The organism is Trichococcus alkaliphilus (genome assembly GCF_003008695.1).
Lineage (GTDB): Bacteria > Bacillota > Bacilli > Lactobacillales > Aerococcaceae > Trichococcus > Trichococcus alkaliphilus.
Window position 1 is genome coordinate 34,759 of sequence record NZ_PXZT01000008.1, and the last position, 24,320, is coordinate 59,078.

Genomic DNA, 24,320 nt, shown 5'->3' on the forward strand with positions numbered 1-24,320 from the left:
TAAAGATTGTTTGTTTAGGACCTATTGCGACTGAAAGCGTTTTATTGTATGATTACTTCATCGAAAGAAATGTTCATTGTATGAACGTTTTAAGATCGGTGTACATAAAATAAGAAAAAGTGATCATAACGATTACGCAGAAGGAGAATGACGAATGGCTAATGTTAATGAGATTACAAAAGAATCTTGGGTATTGAGTACCTTTCCTGAATGGGGCACTTGGCTTAATGAAGAAATCGAAGACACAGTGGTTGCAGAAAATACATTCGCAATGTGGTGGCTAGGCTGTACAGGCATTTGGTTGAAATCACATGAATCGACAAATATCCTTTGTGATTTGTGGTGCGGCACAGGCAAACAATCCCACGGCAGCGGCAAGATGAAGGACGGCCACCAAATGCAGCGCATGAGCGGCGTTCAAAATATGCAGCCTAACCTCAGAGCACAGCCTTTTGTCATTGATCCTTTCGCAGTGAAGAACGTGGATGCATTGGTCGTTACGCATATCCATTCCGATCACTTGGACATCAACACAGCAGCGGCTGTTCTGAAAAACTCGAGCGACGCGGTTAAATTCGTAGGACCGCAAGCGGTTGTGGATACTTGGATCGGCTGGGGAGTTCCTGAAGAGAAATGCGTAGTCGTGAAACCGGGAGACAGCGTCAAAATCAAAGACATCGAGATTGTCGCGCTGGAAGCATTCGACCGCACAGCTTTGGTTACGGCTTCTGAAGGAGAAATTTTAAGAGGGAAGATGCCGCAGGACATGGATTTGATCGCAGTGAACTACTTGTTCAAAACTTCAGGCGGAAACTTGTATCACGCAGGCGATTCCCATTACTGCAACTATTTCGCAAAACACGGAAACGATCACCAAGTGGATGTCTGCTTAGGGGCATTCGGCGAAAACCCACGCGGAATCACCGACAAGGTCACTTCAGTGGACATGCTGAGAATGGCAGAATCTTTGAACGCGAAAGTAGTTATCCCGGTCCACTATGACATCTGGTCGAACTTCCAGGCGGATCCTAAAGAACTGATTGAACTGTGGAAATTCAAAAAAGACCGTCTTCAATACGGATTCAAGCCATACATCTGGCAAGTCGGCGGCAAATTCGTCTATCCGAATGACAAAGACAAAATGGAGTTCAATTTCAACCGCGGATTTGACGATGTGTTCAGCGTCGAAAATGATTTGCCTTTCACTTCATTCCTATAAGAACAAGCACCTAAGAGGAGAGATCATATGTTAGATGAAGTCATCAAAAATCAAAGGTATTCTTTCCACGAGGGATTCGATAGTTGGCAAGACAGCATCCGTGCTGCTTGTCAACCTCTTATCGAAGAAGGCGCCATCGAGAGCGCTTATCCCGAGTACATCATCGAAAACGTCAACGAATTCGGACCTTACATCGTCATCGCGCCGGATATCTGCATCCCGCATGCACAAGAAGGTAAGGGCGTAAATGAAACCGCTATCTGCTTCATGCGTACGAAAGTGCCTGTGAACTTCGGGCCGGCAGCCGAGTACGAGGCAAGCATCTTCTTCGTCCTGGCATCGACGGACAATGAGAAACATCTGGCGAACCTATCCACCCTTGTGACGTTGCTGTCTGATGAAAGTGTTGTGGATGCCTTTATTCAAGCTAACTCTGTCGCTGATTTAGAAAAAATTATGGAAATCGAGGGTGAATATCTTGGAACTACTAATTAGTGTATGGACATTCTTTCAAGTTAATATCTTAACGCAACCTGCTTTTTTCCTTGGTATTATCGTATTCGTCGGCTATTTGTTGTTGGGCAGACCCGTATATGACGCTCTTGCCGGATTCATCAAGGCAACCGTCGGATATTTAGTCTTAAATGTAGCGGCTGGCGGTTTAGTCGGAAATTTCCGTCCGATCCTGGCAGGTTTAAAAGAACGTTTCAACTTATCGGCAGTCGTAATCGATCCTTATTTTGGACAAACGGCTGCGCAACAAGCGATTGAAGGAGCCGGACGTTCCTTCAGCCTCATGGTTATCGTGTTACTTATCGCTTTCATGGTGAATATTGTTTTAGTCATTTTCCGTAAATATACCAAAGTCCGGACCGTGTTCATCACCGGCCATATCATGGTGCAACAGTCCTCCACTGCTTTATGGCTTGTCTTGTTCGCTTTTCCTGAATTGCAGGATGCGGGCGTAATCATCATGTTGGGCCTTTTGTTGGGAACGTATTGGTCAGTCTTCTCTAATCTGACTGTAGAAGCAACGCAAGATTTGACTGAAGGCGGCGGCTTTGCCATCGGTCATCAGCAAATGTTCGGTGTCTGGTTGACCGATAAATTTGCAGGGAAATTCAGCAAAAACAGCAAAAAATTAGAAGACGTCACGCTGCCAGGGTTCCTTTCCATCTTCAAAGAAAGCGTCGTTTCTACAAGCATTCTGATGTTCCTGTTCTTCGGCATCATCATGGGTATCCTCGGGAAAGATCTGATGATGACCATCGATGCTACTTATACAGGCGAACGTAACTACATATTCTACATCCTTGAAAAATCGTTGTACTTCGCAGTCTATCTGCAAATTTTACAATTGGGTGTCCGCATGTTCGTATCAGAATTGACGGAATCCTTCCAAGGGATCTCCAACAAACTGTTGCCTGGTTCCATGCCGGCAATCGACTGTGCGGCAACTTATGGATTCGGTCCAGGAAACGCCGTCACATTCGGCTTCCTGTTCGGAGCTTTGGGACAATTCTTGGCGATCATCGGCTTGGTGGTATTCAAGAGCCCTGTGTTGGTCATCACCGGATTCGTACCTGTATTCTTTGACAATGCAACCTTTGCTGTATACGCAAACCACAAAGGCGGCATGAAAGCCGCAATGATCATCCCATTCATTTCTGGTGTCATTCAAGTAATCGGTGGCGGTTTGGCTGCCTACATCTTCCAGCTTTCCCAATTCGGCGGCTGGCATGGTAACTTCGACTGGGATACTTTATGGTTAGGATACGGAGTCATCATGAAATACGGCGGATATGCCGGTGTCGCTGCACTTGTCATCGGGATGCTGTTGATACCGCAATTGCAATACCGCAAAAACAAAAAACACTACTTCATGATCGCAGAAGATTATGAGCAATACAAAGAAGAAATCGAAGCTGAAAACCAAACTGAATTCAGCGCAGAAATAGCTTAAATGAAAAACCAAGATCAGGATATATAATAGGAGGAATTGATTATGAAAGTACTAGCTGCATGTGGAAGTGGAATGGGTTCAAGCCAAATCATCAAAATGAAAATTACGAATGTCTTCAAAAAATTGAACATCCCTTTGGAAATCCACCATTGTGCGGTTTCCGAAGCAAAAACTTTGGCACCGAGCTACGATGTGGTTGTTTGCTCGAACTCACTCTTGGACGTATTCAAAAATGTGGATCAAAGCAAAACGAAAATCATCGGGTTGAAAAATCTCTTATCCGAAAAAGAGATTGAAGAAAAAGTCCGCGAAATCGTCTTGGGCGAATAGGCGGTGCTCCCATGACATATACTGAATTGAAAAAAAGAGTGCTGGAAGCTAACCTGCAGTTGCCTGAATACGGGCTGGTGAAATTTACCTGGGGCAATGTTTCCGAAATAGACCGTGAAAAACAAATCATAGCAATCAAACCATCCGGGGTTGAATATGCTGATATGACTTTTGAAGACATCGTTATCGTCGATATGGACGGAACTGTAGTGGAAGGCAGCCTGAAACCCTCTTCGGATTTGGATACGCATCTTGAACTCTACAGAAACTTCAAGGATATCGGTGGCGTGGTTCATACGCACTCTCCTTGGGCAACCACCTTGGCGCAAGGGGGAGCAGCGATTCCGGCCTACGGAACTACGCAAGGGGATTACTTCTACGGAACGATCCCTTGCACCCGCCGGATGACGAGTGAAGAAATCGCGGGATCCTACGAACTGGAAACAGGCAAGGTGATAGTAGAAACATTTGCAGCCATCGATGAGAATCAAGTTCCGGGCGTGCTGGTCCACAGCCATGGCCCTTTCGCTTGGGGGAAGGATGCCTTTGAGGCGGTCCACAATATGGTCGTCATGGAAGAAGTTGCCATGATGTCTTGGCGCAACCGTGTTATGAATCCAGGGATCGAAAGTATGCAGCAAGAACTGTTGGACAAACATTTTCTTCGAAAACACGGTCCGGGAGCCTACTACGGACAGGTCAAGGAGGAGCAACATGACTTACACGTTAGGAATCTATGAAAAATCGATGCCGGGCAATCTGAGCTGGAAGGAAAAGCTGTCGGTTGCGAAAAATGCCGGCTATGATTTTTTGGAAATGAGTGTCGATGAAACCGACGAAAAACTGGCACGGATCGAATGGAGCAAACAAGAGCGGAAAGAACTTCTGGATGCCATGTATGAAGTCGGACTGCCGATCCGCTCCATGTGTCTCAGCGGCCATCGGAAATATCCGCTAGGTTCGCATGACCCGCTCATCCGTGAAAAAAGCTTGGAGATCATGGAAAAAGCCATCGATCTGGCGGATGATTTGGGAATACGCATCATCCAATTGGCAGGCTACGATGTCTATTATGAAGACGGTGATCAGCAGACCAAGGAATACTTCATCGAAAATCTGCAGAAAGCCGTCGATATGGCGAGCAAAAAAGGCATTCTGTTGGGGTTCGAGACGATGGAAACGCCGTTCATGAACACCGTTGAGAAGGCGATGGAATATGTGGACATCATCCAATCGCCGTATCTGCAAGTCTACCCGGACACAGGGAACTTGAAGAATGCTTCCTTGTCCTGCACGAACTCCGTCTGTGAAGATATCCAAACGGGCAGGGGACATATGGTTGCAGCACATCTGAAGGAAACAATCCCGGGTCATTTCCGTGAAATCCCCTTCGGTACGGGACATGTATCTTTCGAAGAAACGATCAAAACGATGTGGAAAGAAGGCGTCCGCCGCTTTGTTGCCGAATTCTGGTATACCGGTCAAGAAAATTGGCTGGAAGACATCCAGTTCGCCCACACCTTCTTAAGAGGGAAATTTCAAAAAGTTGGCCATTAATTGAGTTTGGTTGAAGGTCAAATGACCTTCAACCATTTTTTAGGAAGAGAGGATATATGGAAATATGCAAAATACATTTGATCAAATCGACGAGTTGGCGGTAAATACCGTACGCACACTTAGCATTGAGGCAGTACAGAAAGCCAATTCAGGGCATCCCGGATTACCGATGGGAGCAGCGCCAATGGCCTATGCTTTATGGACAAAGCATTTAAAAGTCAATCCAAAAAACAGCAAATGGGTAGACCGTGACCGTTTCGTCCTATCTGCTGGACACGGGTCCTCCTTGTTGTACAGCTTATTGCATTTAGCTGGCTTCGCTATAAGCATGGATGACGTGAAGAACTTCCGCCAATTCGGCAGCAAAACACCTGGACACCCGGAAGTGCATGACACAGACGGCGTGGAAGCAACGACTGGTCCTTTGGGCCAAGGGATCGCGAATGCAGTCGGTTTCGCGATGGCTGAAGCGCATTTGGCTGCTACTTACAACAAAGAGAATTTCCCGGTTGTGGATCACTATACGTACTTCCTGAACGGCGACGGCGATCTGATGGAAGGCATCTCCCACGAAGCAGCCAGCTTGGCTGGCCACTTGAAATTGGGCAAACTGATCGGTTTGTATGACTCCAACGACATTTCCCTTGACGGCCCGACATCGAAATCATTCACTGAAGATGTGGCTGCCCGTTTCGAAGCGTACGGTTGGCAACATATCTTGGTGAAGGACGGCAATGATCTGGAAGCCATCTCCAAAGCCATCGAAGAAGCGAAAGCTGAAACCGAAAAACCAACTTTGATCGAAATCAAAACCATCATTGGCTTTGGAGCTCCTGACGCAGGAACGCACAAAGTGCATGGTGCTCCCCTGGGAGCGGAAGGCGTTGCTTTCGCGAAAGCGGCTTATGGCTGTTCGGAAGAAGCTTTCTGTGTGCCTACTGAAGTGGCAGCCCGTTTCGACGAAACAACGGTTGCAGAAGGCCAGCAGGCTGAAGCGGCTTGGACAGCGATGTTCGATGACTATAAAGCAGCTTATCCGGAATTGGCTCACACATTCGAAACGGCGATGGCAGGCAAATTGCCTGAAGGCTGGCAAGGCAAATTGCCGACTTATGAAGTGGGCAGCGCAGCCAAAGCAAGCCGTGTAACCAGTGCTGAAGCGATTCAAGCATTGAGTGAAGCCGTACCTTTCTTCTGGGGTGGTTCTGCGGACTTATCGTCCTCAAACAACACAATGATCAAAGAAGCATCCGATTTTGAGCCGGGCAACTATGCCGGACGCAACATCTGGTACGGTGTGCGTGAATTCGCGATGGCCGCCATCATGAACGGAATCATTCTGCATGGCGGAACCAGAACGTATGTAGGAACATTCTTCGTCTTCACTGACTACTTGCGCCCAGCGATGCGTTTGGCTGCCATTTCGCACTTGCCAGGCACTTACGTGATGACGCATGACTCAATCGCGGTCGGCGAAGACGGCCCGACGCATGAGCCAGTGGAACACTTGTCCAGCTACCGCGGCATGCCGAACTTGACGGTTCTGCGTCCGGCCGACGGCAACGAAGTCAGTGCAGCATGGGAAATCGCAGTGTCTTCAGCGGACAAACCAACGATGTTGGTGCTGACGCGCCAAAACTTGCCTGTTTTGGAAGGCACAAAAGAAATGGCCCGCGAAGGCGTGAAGAAGGGTGCTTACGTGCTTTCTCCACAACAAGGCGAAACGCCTGCCGGCATCCTGATCGCAACCGGTTCGGAAGTGAACTTGGCTGTGGAAGCGCAGCAACAATTGCGTGAAGCCGGAGTGGACGTCTCTGTTGTCTCCATGCCGAGTTTCGATCTGTTCGAAGCGCAGGATGCAGCCTACAAAGAGACTGTCTTGCCTGGCGCAGTCCGCAACCGCATGTCCATCGAAACGGGCACGACCTTCGGTTGGGAACGCTATGTCGGTCTTGACGGACTGGCTTACGGCATCGATACTTACGGCGCAAGCGGCAACGGGAACACGGTGATGGCTGAGTTTGGCTTTACGACCGAAAAAGTGGTTGCGGCCTATCAAGCGAAGTTCGTAAATTAAGCTGATTATAGACGCACTTGAGCGAGGCTAATGATGAAGGGAGCAAAAATGATGAAAATAACCAAGAAGAAATTGGATGATATGTATCGCAGTTATTGCGCCAGTTACATCACGATTGGCGGCGAAACGTGCGCGTTGATCGCGAGCGAAGAGGAAGGCTACCCTTGCTACATGTACTCAGGCAAGGATTTCGAAAAAAAAGAAACCGTTTGGGAAAAGGGCGGTGGCTGCATGTCCATCATCCCTATCCCGAACAAAAGCAATGAATTTCTGGCCATCGTCGATTTTTACCTGAAGGTCAGCCCAAGCAAAGCAAAAGTCGTCTGGGGCAAGTATGATCCCGAGACCGGCTGGGAAATCAAGGATGTGCTTTACCTGCCTTATCTGCACCGTTTCGACATCTATGATGTGGATGGCGTGAACTACTTTGTCGGCGCCACGATAGCGGATGACAAGGATTTCAAAGACGATTGGTCGAGATCAGGCAGCATCTATTATGGTGTCCTGCCGGAAGACCCTACCGAAGGCGTCGAGCTGAAGGTTTTAGGGAAAGGCTATTTCCGCAACCATGGTTACTACAAGGACTATGAAGGCGACAAACCGGTCGGCTACTTTACAAGTAATCAAGGGATCATCAAAGTGACGCCTTTTGCTGATAAAGAATGGGAAATCGAGCAGATTTTGGACACTCCGATCGGCGAAGTTGCATTATTTGATATCGACTCGGACGGGGAAAAAGAAATGATCACGATCGAGCCTTTCCATGGCGACAGCATCAAAATCTACAAAAAGACGGCATCCGGATACGAAGCGGTCTATGAATATCCGCATAAAATCGATTTCGCCCATACATTGGTGGGCACGACACTAAGGGGCGTTCCTAGTTTTGTCGGAGGCATCCGCCGCGAAAACTGCGACCTGTTCTACATTCAATATGTGGACGGGGAGTTTAAAACCGAAATCGTCGACAAGGGCTGCGGCCCATCCAATATCATGGTTGTGAACGAGGCGGATCGGGACATCATCGTAGCCGCCAACCATACAGGCAACGAAGCCGCGATTTATATAGTGGAAGATTGATGCGACGGGAATTTTCGTCTGGCGGACATCTGACTGTAGTGTTCTCCTCCGGTGAACGGAGGCTTCGCCGAAGTTCGGCCAACATTATTGGTTGTGATCTCCGGCGAGGTCCGCTTCGCAGGAGCTGAGGCCGGTTCTGAATAGTGTCCTCCCGTGGGCAGCCGCCTCTCCGGAGCTTGATGTCCGGCAATCTAGATTTCCTCCGACTAACGGCCACCGCTAATTTTTTTCACTAATACAATAAAATCCAAAAAAGAATGTTCGGCCCCATTTTCAAGGCCGGACATTCTTTTTTGTGCAATTATTGGTGCAGTCTCTCATACAACTCATCAGCAACGGGTTCCAGCCATTCGGGCTTTCCGGCGGTGATGGCGATGTGCTCGAACCAACTATCCTTGGCGGCACCGTGCCAATGTTTCACGCCGTCATGGGTAACGATGACATCCCCGGGTTTCAATGCTTGGGCAGGCTTGCCGTCTTCCTGATACCAACCCTCTCCGCCTGTGACCAACAGGATTTGGTAGCCGTCGTGATGGATATGCCAATTGTTGCGGCAACCCGGTTCAAAGGTCACATTGCCGACGCCAACAGCCACTTCTGGGTCCGCAACCAGTGAATTAAAATAGCTTTGACCGACAAAGTACTGCGCGTAAGCTGTATTTTTATCACCGATTGGGAAAATGACGCCTTTTTTTACTTCTTCGTTTTTTGACATAAATTATTCCTCCTATAAATTAATCTTTGTATATTTCTTTGGCGATGTTGAAAGCGGACCAAGCTTTTGGCCAGCCGACATAGAACGCGAGCTGGGTTATGATTTCCACAATCTCATCTTTTGTCACGCTGTTTTCCTTGGCTTTGCTTAAATGGAACGGAAGCTGTTCAAAGTTTCCGCCTGTGATCAACGCTGTGACTGTGACGATGGAACGATCGCGCGGCGCGAATTCCTTATCCCGCGACCAGACTTGCCCAAACAGGACATCGTCATTCAATTCAGCAAATTTTGGCGCAAAATCGCCTAATAAATCTCTTCCTGCTGTAACTTTTGCCATAAAATCATCTCCTTACGAATGTTAAATTCAGCATACTCCCTAGAGTGCACTTTAAGTCAAGGGCGAACGCAACATTTTTTTGCTGTTCTACATTTAGAGAATCGGGGAAGCACATGGCCTGTTCAATTTGAGCATTCTCTGAAAAGGGTAGAAAATTCGGGCTTGATTTAAGAGCTTCTATTCGATTGCTTGTTATATATTAGTGTACAATGAGAGTATTCTATCTTAGTGATAGAGCTAGCTGAATTCTATTACTTTTTTTTGGTACGGCAGGATGTATAGAAATTTGAAAGAGGTGGCCTATGGATAAGAAAAGAATTGTAATTTATACGCTATTATTTATAGCAACATTAGCAATAGCGACACAAGGATTCACGAATACAGGTTTGGACGGACTGCTTGTCCCGTTAATTTTTACCTTTGCTTACTTTACGATCATTTTTATTATCGCAACAGTAATCAAAAACAATTCAATTGTCGATATTGGTTGGGGGATGGGGTTTGTTGTGGGGAGTTGGCTTACACTGCTTGTGACTGAAAATCCCACAGTTCTATCGTATGCTATCGTTGGATTCATTAGTGTGTGGGGCCTTAGGTTGTCACTCCGTTTATTAAAAAGAAATTATGGAAAACCCGAAGATTTCAGATACGCACAGTGGCGTGAAGAGTGGGGTGATAAAGTAGTCATCACCGCCTTTTTTAGAGTGTTTGTAGTTCAGGGTATCATTAACTTTATTGTTGGATCTGCAAGCTATGTGGTAATCAAATACAACGAATTTAGTTTTGATTCAGCTCACCGCTATTCCGTTTATGCTGCATTATTCATTGCGCTGGTAGGACTGTTCTTTGAAGTAGTTGGTGATGAACAACTAAGACGACACATCAATAAAAAAACACATTCACTTCTGCAATCAGGATTATGGTCAGTCACACGTCATCCAAACTATTTTGGTGAAATCCTGATTTGGATTGGATTATATGCTAGTGGTATTACGTTGTTCTTCACTGATTCCATCAACCCTTATTATTATATGTTATTAGTCATCTCGCCTATTTTAATGAGTACCGTATTAATCAAAGTATCAACTCCATTACTGGAGAAAAATATGGAGAAATACGATGGATGGGAAGAATACACCAAAAGAGTTCCAATGCTTTTTCCTTTCATAAAAAAATAAGAAAAATGGTTCCGTTTATCAGAAAGCTGATGATGGAACCATTTTTCTCTTTCTCTAGTTTAATATCCGATCCAATTCTTCTGCTATCATTTGATACCCTGAACCATTTGGATGAAATTCATCTGGAGAGAGATAGTCGGTTAAATGGTATTTAAACAAATCATAAGTCGGTACATAGGCAAATTTAACATCTGAATCGACAATTAGGCTCGTTTCATAGTTCCAGTCTAAAAGAAATCTGGTTTTTTCTGGATCCTCTTTGCTGTATGGATCGTATAAACCGATCAACGCTAACTGTACATCTGGATTTATATCTCTGATTTCTTTTATGATAAGTTCTAGATTTTCTTTGTAGTTTTTGAGCGCTTCTTCAAATGCAAGCGTTAAAGAGACCCTGTCTTCATAGTCTAAACGATTTAAATCATTTCCTCCAATTGAAATAATAATCAAATTTGCCTTTGAAATACTAGCTTTATTTTCTGCACTTTTAATCAACGTTACGAGTTCATTACTTTCATAGCTTGGTACTGAAATATTTATGCTGGTTTTTTCGTTTCCATCCTTTTCATCAATTAAATTGAGGTATCTTTTTCCTATACCTAAATTTTCTTCATCCCCTATTCCAAATCCTATTGAGTCGCCAAGAATGAGTATGTCAGAAGATGCTGCTGACATACTCTCTCCTTCTTCTGGTTTATTGGTTGAGCTTTCTAGCTGTTGTTCTGTAGGAACGCTTTCTTCACTCTTACTTAAAACTATAGAGGCAATAAAACCTGATATAAATACAATCGATAAAGCTATTGAAATAAATAATAATAGCGGCCATATTACTTTTTTATACATAGTTATTCTCCTTAATAGTCCATTTAAACGAGGACATCTTTACGATTAAATACTACAAAACTTATTATCAATGATAATACAGCCCAAGCACTTAATGTAAGAATAGAAAAGTTTAAACTCATTCCTTCAATAGGCTGATAGGATCCAGTTAAATAGCGAGTAAGATCTAAATTGGTCACAAAAAAATATTTGACTAATTTCCATTCAGATAAGAAAAACTGTAAAAATTGCCCGCCAATCAGAGATGCCATCAATATACCTATAGCTGACGAACTATTATCAACTAGTACTGAAATCATCAGGGTTATCGAGGCTATTATGATAGACACGAACCACAACAGCGAATATATCAATAAAGTGTATTGAAACCGAGAAATCAATATCGTTGAATCTGAATTTAATTTACCCTCAACCAAACGAAAACCAGTTACTATAGGTTCACTAAATCCCCATTGTTGAAAAAACAAATAGGATACTAAAGTAGATAAGACAGCAATGATAAACACTAAAATTGTAGTCATAAGTATGAGCGCCAAATACTTACTGAATAATATTTTCCATCTAGGTACTGCTCTCGTGAGTAAAATTTTAATCGTTTTTTTAGAGAATTCATTTGAAACTAAATCTGCAGCTAAAATTACAATGAGAAGCGGTATAAATAGTGTAATCCCTTGTTCTACAAATTGAACATTAAATTTGGAAGCTGTTGGCGTTATAGGATTGATATCGTTCTTAATAAAATAATTCAATTGCTGAATTTCTCTATCGATGGATGCTCTGACTTCTTCTGGTATGAATTCATTATTGCTCCGTTCTTCAAGATCATCAAGCCGTTGAGTAGCAAGGCCTTTCCAATCGTATGCTACACCGCCAGATTCCGCTTCAAATTTTTGTATATTATTATCATAAGAATATTTTTGTCCATATGAAAGCAAACTCACAAAAATTAAAAGTAACATAACGATCAGGAGCATTTTTTTCTTTAATAAAATTTTTATTATCTCATTTTGTGTTAACGAAATCATGCTATCCCACCTTTATCCGATTTTATGTTTATCTGTAAGGGTTAAAAATAAATCTTCTAACGTTCTCTTTTTATTTTCAACATATTTGATCTCTATTCCCGAATAAATGAAAGCTTTATTTATTTCTGAGAGCCTTCCCACGTCAGCTAATGCGGTTACATTTTTTGCATCAATTGTTGAATCGAGGGTGAACTTATTTTTAAGGACGGATTGAGCCTTTTTGGGATCATTTACTGTCCAAACAACTTCACCAGTAGCTAAAACCTCATCAATTGATGCATTTCTAATAATACTTCCGTTATCTATAATACTGACTCGGTCGCACATCAATTGAACCTCACTAATTATATGCGAAGAAATCAACACAGAAATGCCTTTTTCTTTAGCTAATGTTTTTATGATTTCTCTAAACTCATGTATGCCTTGAGGATCCAGTCCGTTTGTAGGTTCATCTAAAATCAATAGTTTTGGTTTGTGGATCAGTGCTTGCGCTAAACCGATTCTTTGTTTCATCCCCATTGAATAAACATCAACTTTATCATGAATACGATTTCCCATACCGACTAATTCTACAGCTTCATCGATATCTTTTTTAGTGACACCCTTTGACATACTACCTAATATTTCAAGATTCCTATACCCGCTCATATAATCATAAAGATCAGGACCTTCAATGATGCACCCTACATTAGACATAGCTTTTACATAGTCTTTTTTTATGGAATACCCACAGATTTTTATATCTCCGGAAGTAGGCTTTGATAAGCCTACGATCATCCTTAAAGTTGTTGTTTTTCCAGATCCATTAGGTCCTAGAAAACCTAATATTTCTCCCTTTTTAATATCAAAACTGACATCTTTTATAATGAGCTTTTTCTTGATTCGTTTGGTTACATTTGAAACTTTCAGCACCGATGTATCCATAGTAGACCTCTTTTCAAAGATTGTTTTACTTCTCATAAGAAATTACCAAAAGAATGGATTATTATATCTTTCCTAATAGCACAAGCTAGCAGTGAATCAAAAAGATTGAGTGATAAGTATTGTCGGATTTTACTGGCGCTAAGCTGATTGCGTAGATTGTTACTGAATAAAGTATACAATATATGAGGAAAAATACCCCTCTGCAAGCTATCGGTTGACTCAAATTGATTTTGTCGCTTGACTTAACGTCAAGGTTAAGGTGTACGCTCTGTATGTATCAGAGAGGGGTAATGAATGATGGAACATCTTAATCAACAGCTATTCACCGGGGAACGGGCTCTATTCAAAGGAAAAGACCTGCAGATCAGCCATTCAGTTTTTGCGGACGGAGAGTCTCCGTTGAAGGAAAGCAGCAACATCGGACTCGATAACACGATCTTCCGCTGGAAATATCCATTGTGGTATGCGCGGAACATCCAGGCAAACAACATCACTTTAGTGGAAACTGCGCGTTCCGGGATTTGGTATACGCAGGGCATCACCATCACCAACAGCATGATCCAAGCGCCCAAGACATTCAGGAGAGCCACCGATATCACACTGGAACGTGTGGAACTGCCAAATGCCCAAGAGACGTTGTGGAACTGCAACGATATCACGCTGAAACACGTAAACGCAGCAGGCGACTATTTTGCGATGAACAGCGAAAACATCCAAATCGAGCACTTTACGTTGTCGGGCAACTACGCCTTTGACGGTGCCAAGAATATCGAGATTTCGCATGCCAAATTGCTTTCAAAAGATGCTTTCTGGAACTGCGAGAATGTGGTCGTAAGGGATTCGACGATCATCGGCGAATATCTGGGTTGGAATTCGAAAAACATCACCTTCATCGACTGCATCATCGAGAGCAACCAAGGCATGTGCTATATGGAAAACGTGAAGATGGAGAATTGCACGATCATCAACACGGATCTGGCGTTCGAATATTCGACGGTCGACGTTCAAGCGAACAGCCGCATCGACAGTGTCAAGAATCCGATCAGCGGTATGATAGCTGCTACGGGAATCGGCGAACTGATTCTGGATGATCCGGAAATCGCGTCCGAGAACACCAAATACCAGCTTGCGGAGGGCCGGGAATATGCCATTCGATTTTGATCAAATCATCGACAGACGGAACACCAACTCTTATAAGTGGGACGTCAAAGCGGACGAGCTGCCGATGTGGGTGGCGGACATGGACTTCGGGACGGCGCCTGCTGTCATCGACGCCATCGAAAAGCGTCTGCGGCAAGGCGTTTTCGGCTATAATACCGTTCCGGACAGTTTTCGGGAGAGCATCATCCGTTGGTGGCAGAGGCGGCATCAATTTACGATGGAAAAAGAATGGATTCTCTATTGCATAGGCGTCGTCCCGGCCATCTCTTCGATCATTCGGAAAATGACGGAAATAGGCGATGACATTGTCGTTCTTTCGCCGGTCTACAACATCTTTTACAATTCCATACTGAACAACGGTCGGAAAGTCTTGGCGAGCGAATTGCGCTATGAAGACGGAAGCTATGCCATCGATTTCGTGGTTCTGGAAGAAAAACTATCCCGCAGTACGACTTCGCTGTTCATTTTCTGCAATCCGCACAATCCGATCGGAAAAGTCTGGGATCGGCCGACGCTGGAACGGATCGCCGAACTGTGCATCAAGCATGATGTGCTGGTCGTAAGCGACGAAATCCATTGCGATCTGATGCATATCGACCACGCGTACATCCCCTTTGCCTCCGTTTCCGAGGAAATTGCTGACCGGACAATCACGTGCATTGCGCCGACAAAAGCATTCAATCTTGCCGGGCTGCAGACTGCGGCGATCGTCATCCCGAATCCTGAAATCAGAAAACTGGTGGACAGAGGGATCAACACGGATGAAGTGGCGGAGCCCAATACCTTCGCAATCCAAGCGGCTGAAGCGGCTTTCGGCGAAGGGGAGGAATGGCTGGAAGAACTGCGGGAATATTTGGAACAGAACAGACAATTTTTGGTCGGTTCTTTGAAGGAACTTGTTCCCGAAGTCCATGTGATCGAGGCTGAGGCAACCTATCTGGCCTGGATCGATTGCTCAGAGATAACGGAGGACACGAAGGAGTTGTGCGCGTTCATCAGGGAGAAAACCGGACTGTATCTTTCCGCAGGGGATATCTTCGGCGGCAACGGTTCGCGTTTTGTTCGCTGGAATTACGCCTGCCCGAAAGCACTCTTGGGTGACGGCATCCAACGGTTTGTTGAAGGAGTAGCGTTGTACCAAAAGGACAGATGCCGTTGAGGACAACTGTTCCTATAGACACCTGAACCCGCAATCGTCAGCACACTGCTTTTCTCCGGTGAACACAGGCTTCGCCGGAGTTCGGCCCACATTCTGGGGTGTGTTCTCCTGCGAGAATTTCTTTATCGGAGTTGAGGTCAAGTGTTGCCGGTGTCCTCCGGCTAGCGGATCGCTCATCGGAGGAAGGGACGCAAGCTGCGGCGCCATGCAGGGTGCGTCCTTGTCCTGTTTCGGTTTTACGGCCGGAGCTTGATGTGAGATACTTGAACCGAAGCGATTGCAGCCCCGCTGTGCTGAAAAAACGGCTCTGTAATCGGAAGACGACTCGGCAGGATTAAAGCCGAATCAAGGGATAGGAGAGTATTGACTATGGAGTTGCGCGTTCTGAATTATTTTTTGACAGTGGTTTATGAAGAGAACATCACTAGTGCCGCTGAAAAGTTGCACATCACCCAGCCGACCTTGTCGCGCCAACTGATGCAGTTGGAAGAGGAATTAGGCGTTTCTTTGTTCCGGCGCGGCAAAAAGAAAATCACGTTGACCAGCGAAGGATTGCTGCTGAAAAGACGGGCGGAGGAAATCCTCGATCTGACCAGCAGGACCGAACTGGAGCTGAAGGAGCAGAAAACGCTCATGAACGGCGAAATCGCCATCGGTGGTGGAGAAACGCAGTCCATGCGCGTTTTGGCTGATTTCATCAAAGCTTTCAGCACGGAATATCCGCAAGTGACGTACAAATTGTACAGTGCCGATGCCGATGACATCAAGGATCGGGTCAATAAAGGGCTGTTGGACATCTGCCTGCTGACGGAGCCGGTTGATGTCGATAAATATGATTTCATCCGGATTCCCCAGAAAGAACGCTGGGGTGTCATCATGCGGAAGGACAGTCCGCTGGCGCAGAAGCGCTCCATTGCACCTGAGGATCTGTTGGCTTATCCGATCCTGATTCCGGGGAGAGCATTGGTCCAGAACGAACTGGACAATTGGTTCGGCGACGCCTACGGGGCCTTGCATATCATCGGGCGCTACAATCTGATCTACAATGCGGCCATCCTGGTGGAAGCGGGTGTCGGGTTTGCGTTATGTCTGGAAAAACTTGTCCCGGTCAGTGAGGAAACCGAGCTTTGCTTCCGGACCTTGGCGCCTGCCTTGGAGACAGGCGTGGTCATCGCCTGGAAAAAGAATCAGATTTTCCCGCCGGCAGTGGCTAAATTCATCGAGCTTCTTAAGAATGCCTTCAGAGCATGATCAATCATGCGAAAAAACTATTATCTTTTTCTACGGTTGCGTTTTAAACTGGTATTAAGAAAAATGATGTATGCATTATAGGCATGGATATTCAGAAAGGAAGATCATCAGTATGGATATGAGGACACTCAAGAAGCTTGCGCTGTTGTCCAGCTCATTTGTTGTTGTTTCCGGTGGAGCCATCGCGGTGAATGTACCCGCCATCGCCCGGGATTTTCCGGAAATCCCGTTGCCGTTGGTGGAATCTTTGACAACGATGCCTTCCCTGTTCTTGATCGTTTCGGTTCTGCTCAGCCACGCCATCGCAAGGAAAGTCGGCTATAAGAGGACGGTTCTTGTCGGGCTGGCCACGGTTCTGGTTTCAGGCTTGGTTCCGGTATTTGTGCATCATTTCTGGATCATTTTTCTTTCCAGGGCACTCTTCGGATTCGGGATCGGACTTTTCAATTCGCTCCTGGTCAGTTTTATCCGGCATTCTTATGAGGGGGCCGAGAGGGCGACGATGATCGGGCTGCAGAGCGCCTTCGAAGGCATCGGCGGGATGACCATTTCCTTCCTTGTGGGGCAGCTGCTGAAGATCGACTGGCAAACTTCCTTTTGGGTCTACTTAGCGGCTCTGCCGGCGATGCTTCTGTTCGCGGCCTTGGTTCCGGATATCCCGGCTGAACCGGCTGACGTTTCCAGTCAGCCACAGCAAACGGATCCTTTGAGTACACGCAGCAAGGCGATGGACAAGGCGGTTTTCGCCTACCTGACCCTGCTCGTTGTGGCGGTGATGTTCTATATGACAATCACGGTCCGGGTCACGCCGCTCATGCTGGCGAACGGTTACGGCGATGCTACGAACGGAAGCTATATCCTTTCCCTGATTGGCATCGGTGCAATGACGGCCGGTTTTTTGTTCGGAAAAGTTTTTGGGGCTGTCGGGAAATATACTTTGCCGCTTGCCTTGTTCGGGATGGGAATGGCTCTTGTGACGATCGGGCTCTCGGACACTGTCTGGCTGACCGGTTTGGCTGCTGCATTCTGCGGCTTCTCCTTCCGTACTTTCATCCCTTATCTCTTCAACAAAGTCAACAGCTCGGCGTCGGGGAACGCGAATGCCGCCACGTCGTTGCTGCTGGTCGGATTCAATATCGGCGCAGCCTTTTCCCCTTACGGTATCGTTCTGGTGGAGCGCCTGTTCCGGCTGGCTTCAGAACGGGGGATTTTTTTCCTGGAAGGGGCACTGCTGCTGGGCGGCGGTATCCTCGGTGGCGGCTATCATTTTCTGGCGAAGCATGCTGAAACGAGTGCGGAGGAAGTGTGAGCAGCTAAGTTTCGGCGCAACATTGATCTCAATGAAGCGCTGAAACATGGTCCTTGCTGGTCCTGCTTAGCGAATTGTGTTATTTTGGAGATGTGAACGTATTCATTTTGCGAAAAAAAAAACTGAGACTGCATGAAAAAGCTAGACAATTTTAAGGAGGAAAAGAAAATGGCAACACACAAACAAGCCGTTCCACCACCTACCGTATTTTTTGGAGAAGAAGCTTTTCAACCGATCGACCACACGGAAGTCCGCTGGCTGGGCAGCGGCGGGATGTTCGTGAACACCCGCGGCACCTGCATCATGATGGATCCGATGCTGAAGGACTTCGATATGCCGCTTTTGATCGACATGCCGATTGCGCCTGAAAATATCCCGCATCTGGATGCTGTGCTGATTACGCACTGCGACAATGACCATTACAGCGTGCCATCACTGCACGCGATGGAGCATGTCTCCAAGGCATTCCACGGGCCGCATTATGTGGCAGAACTGATGCAGGCGGAAGGGTTTCCGGCAAACGGGCATGATATCGGGGACACGTTCGAAGTTGGCCCTGCAAAAATAACGCTGACGCCGGCGGACCATGCTTGGCAGAATGAAAAAGCAAAATACAATTACCGGGTATTCCGGTTGGAGGATTACTGCGGCTTTTGGATTGAGACGCCGGATGGGATCATCTGGGCACCGGGCGATTCCCGTTTGATGAAGGAGCACCTGGAGATGCCGCAGCCGGATGCGATCCTCTTTGACTTTTCCGACAACGAGTGGCATATCGGATTGGAAGGGGCGATCCAAATGGCGAACACTTATCCTGAAGCGCATCTGATCCTATGCCATTGGGGCACGGTGGATGCACCTGATCTGAACGTTTTCAACGCCGATCCGCAATCCTTGTACGACCGGGTGGTTAATCCGGAAAGGATCCATGCTTATGCTCCAGGGCAGCCATTCAGCCTGAAAAAATCCTAAATGATGGGAGATTTGCGGATGAAACGATTATATTTGGTCCGTCACGGGGAAACCTTGTTCAATATTCAAGGAAAGATTCAGGGATGGAGCGACTCACCTTTGACGCAACGGGGCATCAAACAGGCTCAGGCTGTGCGGGATTATTTCGAATCGGAAGGCATCAGCTTCGATCATGCATACAGTTCGACATCGGAAAGGGCGAGCGATACGTTGGAACTGATTACCGACATGCCCTATGCCCGTCTGAAAGGCTTGAAGGAGGTCAATTACGGCTTCTTCGAAGGGGAGCGGGAGATGCTCAAACCGAAGGAACCACAGGAAATCGTGTCATTCTTTGTGCCGTTCGGCGGGGAAAATACGAATGATGTGGCGGAACGGATGGCACAGACACTGACCGAAGTGATGGAGCAGGATGATCATACGAACGTTTTGGCAGTTTCGCACAGTGGCGCCTGCTACAACTTTCTGAAGCTTTGGCAAGACCCGGCGGAGGAGTTGGCGAAGGGATTCCCGAACGGGAGCATCTTCGTTTACGGATACAAAGAGAAGGTATTCCAATTGGAGGAAGTAATCCGGCCGGTTTTATAGCGCAATAAGACTGTACGTTTAAGAGGAACGGAGGAAAAAAGATGGAGTATGTAAAATTCGGCAACACAGGGATGGACGTATCACGAATCTGTTTGGGCTGCATGAGCTTCGGGGATCCGGATACATGGCTGCACAAATGGGCGTTGAATGAAGAAGAAAGCAGACCAATCATCAAACGCGCTTTGGAGTTGGGCATCAATTTCTTTGATACAGCGAATGTCTACTCGCTAGGAAAAAGCGAAGAAATCCTCGGACGTGCCATCAAAGACTTTGCGAAGCGTGACGAGGTGGTCATCGCGACGAAGGTACACGGCCAGATGCATGAGGGCCCGAACGGTTCCGGGCTGTCCCGCAAGTCCATCCTGAGCGAAATCGACAACAGCCTGAAGCGCCTGGATATGGATTATGTGGATCTCTACATCATCCACCGTTGGGACTACAATACACCGATCGAGGAAACGATGGAAGCCCTGCATGATGTGGTGAAATCCGGGAAGGCTCGTTACATCGGAGCTTCCGCGATGTATGCATGGCAATTCCAAAAAGCGCTGCACGTAGCGGAAAAGAACGGCTGGACGCGCTTCGTGTCGATGCAGGACCATCTGAACCTGCTTTACCGTGAAGAGGAGCGGGAAATGCTGCCGCTTTGCAGGGAAGAAAAAATCGCTGTGACCCCGTACAGTCCGATGGCATCAGGCCGATTGACACGCGACTGGTCGGAGACGTCCAAGCGGATGGAAACGGACAATGTGGCGCGTTCGAAGTATGATGCCACTGCCGATAAGGACCGGATCATCGTCGAACGGTTGGCGCAAGTAGCCGCCGACAGAGGTGTTTCCCGCGTCGAAATCGCCTTGGCTTGGCTCCTGCAGAAGGAACCGGTCGTAGCGCCGATCATCGGAGCGACCAAACTAGAACATCTGGAAAAACCGGTGGAAGCCGTATCTCTCAAGCTGACCGATGCCGAAGTCGCCTTTCTGGAAGAACCGTATGTCCCGCATTTGATTGTCGGGCATAACTGAGGCATTTCGGCATGCGGAAAAATCATCCTTGAGACTGATTCATATACTTTAAATAAGCAGTATACTTTGTTCACGATAACCGGACGAGGCATAGAGCTATGTGTGTCTATAGAATGGTTGTCCAAATCAATCAGCAAAGGAAAATGCAAAATGAAAGTAAAAAAGAAAATCAGTCTGACACCTTTTAGTAAAGTCAAGTCACTTATACTTTCCCTGTTCGATTCCAAAGTCGACGGCAAGAAAAAATGGCTGGTGTTGGGGATCATTCTTTATATCATCAGTCCAATCGACATTATCCCGGATTTTATCCCGATGGCCGGTTATGCGGATGATGTGCTGTTGCCGATCCTGTTTTTGGTCGCTGAAAAATTATTGAGCGACGGAGCGATTGAAGAAAAAGAACGCCCAATCAAAGAAGCCAAAAAAATATAATTCATGGATTTTCTGGCCCCGTTCCTCGCCTAAATGGCAAAGGAGCGGGGCTTTTTCGCGTTTTGTACCTTGAGCACCCGGTTGGACGTGGCTTCTGCATTCCTTTAGAATAATCATATGGATTCAATATAAGCTATTCTGAAGGCGAGGAAAACAATAAATGAATGAAACAATCGAGCGCATCATGGCGCATCGCACGGTAAGGGATTTTGAAGACAGGGCATTGAGCCCTGAACAGATAGAAACGATTGTCCGCAGCGCCCAGGCGGCTTCCACATCGAGTTTTGTGCAGGCTTATTCCATCATCGGAGTAACAGATCCTGACAAAAAACGCGAATTGGCGAAAATCGCACGCAACCAACATTTTGTTGCCGAGAACGGCCATTTCTTCGTATTTTGCGCCGACTTGCATCGCCACGATGTGATCGGAAAAATGGAAGGGAAGGATGTTGCAGCCTCGCTCGAGAGCACTGAAAAATTCATGGTCAGTGTGGTTGATGCATCCCTTGCGGCCCAAAATGCCGCTCTGGCCGCTGAAGCGATGGGTCTCGGGATCTGTTACGTCGGAGGCTTGCGGAATGACCTTGAAAAAGTCAGCGAACTCCTGAAGATTCCCGATAAAGTGATCCCGCTCTTCGGACTGGCTGTTGGGTACCCAGCCAGCGTCAACGATCAGAAGCCGCGCTTGCCTTTCGAGCATATTTATCATGAAAATGAGTATCAACAGAATAAGGCAGTCTATAAGGAACAACTGGAGAAGTACAACGAAGAAATCCAAGAGTACTATCGGTCGCGGACTGAAGGCGAACGCTGCGATACGTGGACCGGACAGATGGCAGAGATGCTCTCCCATCCGCAACGCATGTACATGCATGATTTCGTCAAAAAGCAAGGGATGAACAAACATTGACTGTTTTGAGCTTTGCAGAAGTGAATTCCGTATTTTGAAACACTCAACTGGAATTTAGTTTTTCAAATAACATTTCACCTTAGCTTATCATGAATTAATCTTTTCTCTTGCATCGAACGGATATTCGTGTTATAGTTACCTTTCAACGTCCAAGAACATATGCAACTGATATGTATGGAACCATGGCTTTTCTCTATTCTGCAGCGGATGCTGCAGGCAAACGGAACCAAAAATAAGCGAAGTTAAATTTATATGTAGCGCCACACTGTGGTGCCCGCAACATGAATTTCCAAGATTTAGATTTGATAGTGAAAAAGCCGCGATTCCTGTACAGGAATACCTTTTTCTTTCTTATGATAATAAGTAGAGACGGAAAGGTACTCAATTGAGTGCCTTTTTGATTTCTCTGAATACAGAAAAAAAGGATATATGAGGGGGTTGAAAGATAGTAGCGTACGCATATGGTTACGCTAAAGAAGGAGCAAGAAATATATGAAGAACATCGTCTATACGAATTCGCAGAACGTGACTATTGAAATATCATGGGAAGCGTATTACAAAGAGATCGACATGCGCAAACAAGAGCGTTTGAAGAAAAAACAAGCGCAGACAAGCGGCAAATAAGGTCTAAGCGGCTCTCCATGATCGGAGAGCTGCAAATCAAAAAGTTCGGGATCCCTAACTCACAATTGATGAGTCAGCGGCTTCCGGGCTTTTTTTTTCATGTTTCCGTTTCCTGAAGGATTCGGGTTTCTGTATCCTAATATTGCGTGCGGTTCGGACAATAATTTCCAGTTATTCCTATCGGTTTCATGGTATCATCATTGGAAGATGCCTTACTAGAGGCGCAGTGAAAAATATCAGATTAGAAGAAGGAATATAACAATGGATGAAAAGAAATCAGCGGTTTATCAAGAAATACTGTTTTACGGAATTGCGGCAATCCTGATGGGTATTCTGGTGGGGGCCTTGGATGCTTTGTTTGGCGAAGTCCTCATTCTGATCACTCAGTTCCGCGGGCGGCACATCGCAGGATTGTTGCCGTTCCTCGCAATTGCTGGCTTGGTGATCGTCTATGTCTACCAAAAATTCGGCAAAAACAGCAACAAGGGAATGGGGTTAATCTTTTCCGCGGGGAACAAGCAGGATGAAGAAATACCGAAACGGCTGATTCCACTAGTCATTGGTGGCACTTGGCTGACCCATCTATTCGGCGGCAGCGCTGGCCGAGAGGGTGTAGCCGTGCAGATCGGTGCGACCGTCGGCTATACCTTCGGGAAAAAATTCCCTTTCCAAGATTCAAAAAAAATCCTATTGGTTGCTGGGATGGCGGCCGGGTTTGCGGGCTTGTTCCAGACACCGATTGCGGCGACCTTTTTCGCTTTGGAGGTGCTGATGGTCGGCATGATCGAATACCGCGCGCTTTTCCCCGCAGCGTTAAGCGCCTTTGTGGCTTCCTATACCTCGCATTTGCTCGGGTTGGAAAAATTTTCGGTGAACTTGAATGTGGCTGTGCCGGTCGATTTGTCTTTTGCTGGAAAGATTGTCCTCTTGGGCATCGTCTTCGGCGCTGTCGGCGGGTTGTTCGCCAAGTTGCTGAAGAACACGAAAGGCTGGATGGCTCAAAAGATAGCTGATCCTTACAGAAGGATTTTCGTGGTGGGCGTGCTGCTGACCATCGCGATGTTTGCTTTGCATATGGGGCGCTACTCGGGCTTGGGCACCAATCTGATCAGCGCCAGTTTTGATGAAGGCACAATCTACGGTTACGACTGGTTGCTGAAGCTGGTGCTGACGATCGTGACTCTGGCAGCGGGATTCCAGGGCGGGGAAGTCACGCCGTTGTTCTCGATTGGCGCAAGCTTGGGCTATTGGTTGGCTCCGTTGTTCGGCTTGCCGCCGGAATTTGTGGCCGCTTTGGGATACGCAAGCGTCTTCTCATCCGCGACGAACACCTTCATCGCGCCCGTCTTCATAGGCGCCGAGGTCTTCGGATATGACACGTTGCCGTATTTTTTTGCGATCGTGTCGGTCGCCTACGTGTTCAATAGCGGGCATTCCATCTATGCGCAGGAAAAATCCGAGAGCGATTATTTGCAATAGTCAGTCGGAAAAATCAGGGTTGCCTATGCTTTCGATGCAGGCTGTCTCTAAAATGAGACAGTCTTTTTGCATTTTTTAATGCAATGCAGTTCCGCGATTCCCACACGCAATTTCAGTTTCTCGAACCCCCCTGATCCGCTAAAATTAGCTTTTCGCATCTGACGA

At 46.5% G+C, this 24,320-nt stretch carries 25 protein-coding genes; 20 read left to right on the forward strand and 5 right to left on the reverse strand.

Annotated elements, in window-relative coordinates; translation table 11 throughout:
* The first annotated feature begins 154 nt into the window (after positions 1-154).
* The 8 genes from ulaG to C7R73_RS08035 all read left to right on the forward strand — a co-directional run bounded on the left by ulaG (position 155) and on the right by C7R73_RS08035 (position 8,226).
* Positions 155-1,219, forward strand: coding sequence for an L-ascorbate 6-phosphate lactonase (gene ulaG, locus C7R73_RS08000; RefSeq protein WP_106450004.1), 1,065 nt, complete (start codon positions 155-157; stop codon positions 1,217-1,219).
* Positions 1,220-1,246: 27 nt separating this feature from the next.
* On the forward strand, positions 1,247-1,714 hold the full coding sequence (locus C7R73_RS08005; protein ID WP_106450005.1) for a PTS sugar transporter subunit IIA: 468 nt from the start codon (positions 1,247-1,249) through the stop codon (positions 1,712-1,714).
* Positions 1,695-3,182: a PTS ascorbate transporter subunit IIC gene (locus C7R73_RS08010; protein WP_239992604.1), complete on the forward strand. Its 1,488-nt coding sequence runs from the start codon at positions 1,695-1,697 to the stop codon at positions 3,180-3,182. The genes C7R73_RS08005 and C7R73_RS08010 overlap by 20 nt, the downstream gene beginning before the upstream one ends.
* A gap of 42 nt (positions 3,183-3,224) precedes the next feature.
* On the forward strand, positions 3,225-3,512 hold the full coding sequence (locus C7R73_RS08015; RefSeq protein WP_205076491.1) for a PTS sugar transporter subunit IIB: 288 nt from the start codon (positions 3,225-3,227) through the stop codon (positions 3,510-3,512).
* Between the two features lie 11 nt (positions 3,513-3,523).
* Entirely contained in the window at positions 3,524-4,252 is a 729-nt protein-coding gene (locus C7R73_RS08020) for an L-ribulose-5-phosphate 4-epimerase (RefSeq protein WP_106450006.1), read from the forward strand.
* Positions 4,227-5,069 (forward strand): L-ribulose-5-phosphate 3-epimerase, encoded by an 843-nt coding sequence (locus C7R73_RS08025; RefSeq protein ID WP_106450007.1) that lies wholly within the window; start codon positions 4,227-4,229, stop codon positions 5,067-5,069. The genes C7R73_RS08020 and C7R73_RS08025 overlap by 26 nt, the downstream gene beginning before the upstream one ends.
* A 64-nt stretch (positions 5,070-5,133) precedes the next feature.
* Positions 5,134-7,146, forward strand: coding sequence for a transketolase (tkt, locus tag C7R73_RS08030; protein ID WP_106450008.1), 2,013 nt, complete (start codon positions 5,134-5,136; stop codon positions 7,144-7,146).
* A 48-nt stretch (positions 7,147-7,194) separates the two neighbouring features.
* The gene (locus tag C7R73_RS08035; RefSeq protein WP_205076492.1) at positions 7,195-8,226 is read left to right on the forward strand and encodes a hypothetical protein; all 1,032 of its coding nucleotides are present in this window, start codon (positions 7,195-7,197) and stop codon (positions 8,224-8,226) included.
* A gap of 301 nt (positions 8,227-8,527) precedes the next feature.
* On the opposite strand, the gene C7R73_RS08040 is transcribed toward C7R73_RS08035, so the two are convergent.
* Both C7R73_RS08040 and C7R73_RS08045 read right to left on the reverse strand, forming a co-directional pair.
* The gene (locus C7R73_RS08040) at positions 8,528-8,941 is read right to left on the reverse strand and encodes a cupin domain-containing protein (RefSeq protein WP_106450010.1); all 414 of its coding nucleotides are present in this window, start codon (positions 8,939-8,941) and stop codon (positions 8,528-8,530) included.
* Between the two features lie 19 nt (positions 8,942-8,960).
* A complete protein-coding gene (locus tag C7R73_RS08045; RefSeq protein WP_106450011.1) occupies positions 8,961-9,278 on the reverse strand; it encodes a carboxymuconolactone decarboxylase family protein in 318 nt (105 codons plus the stop codon).
* Positions 9,279-9,580: 302 nt separating this feature from the next.
* On the opposite strand from C7R73_RS08045, the gene C7R73_RS08050 reads away from it, so the two are divergent.
* A complete protein-coding gene (locus C7R73_RS08050) occupies positions 9,581-10,456 on the forward strand; it encodes a DUF1295 domain-containing protein (RefSeq protein WP_106450012.1) in 876 nt (291 codons plus the stop codon).
* A gap of 54 nt (positions 10,457-10,510) precedes the next feature.
* Here the strand turns inward: C7R73_RS08050 and C7R73_RS08055 are convergent, their stop codons facing one another.
* From C7R73_RS08055 to C7R73_RS08065, 3 genes are read right to left on the reverse strand one after another with little or no spacing between them, the layout of a single operon-like run.
* Positions 10,511-11,299 (reverse strand): GDSL-type esterase/lipase family protein, encoded by a 789-nt coding sequence (locus tag C7R73_RS08055; RefSeq protein WP_106450013.1) that lies wholly within the window; start codon positions 11,297-11,299, stop codon positions 10,511-10,513.
* 23 nt (positions 11,300-11,322) lie between these two features.
* Positions 11,323-12,324 carry an ABC transporter permease gene (locus tag C7R73_RS08060; protein ID WP_106450014.1) on the reverse strand — a complete coding sequence of 334 codons (1,002 nt, stop codon included), beginning with the start codon at positions 12,322-12,324 and terminating at the stop codon, positions 11,323-11,325.
* A 12-nt stretch (positions 12,325-12,336) separates the two neighbouring features.
* Entirely contained in the window at positions 12,337-13,248 is a 912-nt protein-coding gene (locus C7R73_RS08065; RefSeq protein ID WP_106450015.1) for an ABC transporter ATP-binding protein, read from the reverse strand.
* Between the two features lie 297 nt (positions 13,249-13,545).
* Between C7R73_RS08065 and C7R73_RS08070 the strand changes: the two genes are divergently transcribed.
* The 11 genes from C7R73_RS08070 (at position 13,546) to C7R73_RS08120 (ending at position 24,155) form a co-directional block, all read left to right on the forward strand.
* Positions 13,546-14,409, forward strand: coding sequence for a DUF3737 family protein (locus tag C7R73_RS08070; protein ID WP_106450082.1), 864 nt, complete (start codon positions 13,546-13,548; stop codon positions 14,407-14,409).
* On the forward strand, positions 14,393-15,568 hold the full coding sequence (locus C7R73_RS08075; protein ID WP_106450016.1) for a MalY/PatB family protein: 1,176 nt from the start codon (positions 14,393-14,395) through the stop codon (positions 15,566-15,568). Before C7R73_RS08070 ends, C7R73_RS08075 begins: the two co-directional genes overlap by 17 nt.
* Before the next feature lie 369 nt (positions 15,569-15,937).
* Positions 15,938-16,819, forward strand: a complete 882-nt coding sequence (locus C7R73_RS08085; protein WP_106450018.1) for a LysR family transcriptional regulator — start codon at positions 15,938-15,940, stop codon at positions 16,817-16,819.
* 112 nt (positions 16,820-16,931) lie between these two features.
* Complete coding sequence (locus C7R73_RS08090) at positions 16,932-18,128, forward strand: MFS transporter (RefSeq protein ID WP_161525903.1); 1,197 nt, start codon at positions 16,932-16,934, stop codon at positions 18,126-18,128.
* 168 nt (positions 18,129-18,296) lie between these two features.
* On the forward strand, positions 18,297-19,100 hold the full coding sequence (locus tag C7R73_RS08095) for an MBL fold metallo-hydrolase (RefSeq protein ID WP_106450020.1): 804 nt from the start codon (positions 18,297-18,299) through the stop codon (positions 19,098-19,100).
* Between the two features lie 18 nt (positions 19,101-19,118).
* Positions 19,119-19,688, forward strand: coding sequence for a histidine phosphatase family protein (locus tag C7R73_RS08100; protein ID WP_106450021.1), 570 nt, complete (start codon positions 19,119-19,121; stop codon positions 19,686-19,688).
* A gap of 41 nt (positions 19,689-19,729) precedes the next feature.
* Positions 19,730-20,710: an aldo/keto reductase gene (locus C7R73_RS08105; RefSeq protein ID WP_106450022.1), complete on the forward strand. Its 981-nt coding sequence runs from the start codon at positions 19,730-19,732 to the stop codon at positions 20,708-20,710.
* Positions 20,711-20,860: 150 nt separating this feature from the next.
* Positions 20,861-21,142 (forward strand): DUF1232 domain-containing protein, encoded by a 282-nt coding sequence (locus C7R73_RS08110; protein WP_106450023.1) that lies wholly within the window; start codon positions 20,861-20,863, stop codon positions 21,140-21,142.
* Between the two features lie 160 nt (positions 21,143-21,302).
* The gene (gene nfsA / locus C7R73_RS08115) at positions 21,303-22,052 is read left to right on the forward strand and encodes an oxygen-insensitive NADPH nitroreductase (protein WP_106450024.1); all 750 of its coding nucleotides are present in this window, start codon (positions 21,303-21,305) and stop codon (positions 22,050-22,052) included.
* A 492-nt stretch (positions 22,053-22,544) separates the two neighbouring features.
* Complete coding sequence (locus C7R73_RS13885) at positions 22,545-22,676, forward strand: hypothetical protein (RefSeq protein WP_255356057.1); 132 nt, start codon at positions 22,545-22,547, stop codon at positions 22,674-22,676.
* A gap of 261 nt (positions 22,677-22,937) precedes the next feature.
* The gene (locus tag C7R73_RS08120; protein ID WP_106450025.1) at positions 22,938-24,155 is read left to right on the forward strand and encodes a voltage-gated chloride channel family protein; all 1,218 of its coding nucleotides are present in this window, start codon (positions 22,938-22,940) and stop codon (positions 24,153-24,155) included.
* Positions 24,156-24,320 lie beyond the last annotated feature (165 nt).

Bases quoted from the DNA above. Each gene is read 5' to 3' on its own strand.
- ulaG (WP_106450004.1), top strand. From the start codon at position 155: ATGGCTAATGTTAATGAGATTACAAAAGAATCTTGGGTATTGAGTACC.
- C7R73_RS08005 (WP_106450005.1), top strand. From the start codon at position 1,247: ATGTTAGATGAAGTCATCAAAAATCAAAGGTATTCTTTCCACGAGGGA.
- C7R73_RS08015 (WP_205076491.1), top strand. From the start codon at position 3,225: ATGAAAGTACTAGCTGCATGTGGAAGTGGAATGGGTTCAAGCCAAATC.
- C7R73_RS08020 (WP_106450006.1), top strand. From the start codon at position 3,524: ATGACATATACTGAATTGAAAAAAAGAGTGCTGGAAGCTAACCTGCAG.
- C7R73_RS08025 (WP_106450007.1), top strand. From the start codon at position 4,227: ATGACTTACACGTTAGGAATCTATGAAAAATCGATGCCGGGCAATCTG.
- tkt (WP_106450008.1), top strand. From the start codon at position 5,134: ATGCAAAATACATTTGATCAAATCGACGAGTTGGCGGTAAATACCGTA.
- C7R73_RS08035 (WP_205076492.1), top strand. From the start codon at position 7,195: ATGATGAAAATAACCAAGAAGAAATTGGATGATATGTATCGCAGTTAT.
- C7R73_RS08040 (WP_106450010.1), bottom strand. From the start codon at position 8,941: ATGTCAAAAAACGAAGAAGTAAAAAAAGGCGTCATTTTCCCAATCGGT.
- C7R73_RS08045 (WP_106450011.1), bottom strand. From the start codon at position 9,278: ATGGCAAAAGTTACAGCAGGAAGAGATTTATTAGGCGATTTTGCGCCA.
- C7R73_RS08050 (WP_106450012.1), top strand. From the start codon at position 9,581: ATGGATAAGAAAAGAATTGTAATTTATACGCTATTATTTATAGCAACA.
- C7R73_RS08055 (WP_106450013.1), bottom strand. From the start codon at position 11,299: ATGTATAAAAAAGTAATATGGCCGCTATTATTATTTATTTCAATAGCT.
- C7R73_RS08060 (WP_106450014.1), bottom strand. From the start codon at position 12,324: ATGATTTCGTTAACACAAAATGAGATAATAAAAATTTTATTAAAGAAA.
- C7R73_RS08065 (WP_106450015.1), bottom strand. From the start codon at position 13,248: ATGGATACATCGGTGCTGAAAGTTTCAAATGTAACCAAACGAATCAAG.
- C7R73_RS08070 (WP_106450082.1), top strand. From the start codon at position 13,546: ATGGAACATCTTAATCAACAGCTATTCACCGGGGAACGGGCTCTATTC.
- C7R73_RS08075 (WP_106450016.1), top strand. From the start codon at position 14,393: ATGCCATTCGATTTTGATCAAATCATCGACAGACGGAACACCAACTCT.
- C7R73_RS08085 (WP_106450018.1), top strand. From the start codon at position 15,938: ATGGAGTTGCGCGTTCTGAATTATTTTTTGACAGTGGTTTATGAAGAG.
- C7R73_RS08090 (WP_161525903.1), top strand. From the start codon at position 16,932: ATGGATATGAGGACACTCAAGAAGCTTGCGCTGTTGTCCAGCTCATTT.
- C7R73_RS08095 (WP_106450020.1), top strand. From the start codon at position 18,297: ATGGCAACACACAAACAAGCCGTTCCACCACCTACCGTATTTTTTGGA.
- C7R73_RS08100 (WP_106450021.1), top strand. From the start codon at position 19,119: ATGAAACGATTATATTTGGTCCGTCACGGGGAAACCTTGTTCAATATT.
- C7R73_RS08105 (WP_106450022.1), top strand. From the start codon at position 19,730: ATGGAGTATGTAAAATTCGGCAACACAGGGATGGACGTATCACGAATC.
- C7R73_RS08110 (WP_106450023.1), top strand. From the start codon at position 20,861: ATGAAAGTAAAAAAGAAAATCAGTCTGACACCTTTTAGTAAAGTCAAG.
- nfsA (WP_106450024.1), top strand. From the start codon at position 21,303: ATGAATGAAACAATCGAGCGCATCATGGCGCATCGCACGGTAAGGGAT.
- C7R73_RS13885 (WP_255356057.1), top strand. From the start codon at position 22,545: ATGAAGAACATCGTCTATACGAATTCGCAGAACGTGACTATTGAAATA.
- C7R73_RS08120 (WP_106450025.1), top strand. From the start codon at position 22,938: ATGGATGAAAAGAAATCAGCGGTTTATCAAGAAATACTGTTTTACGGA.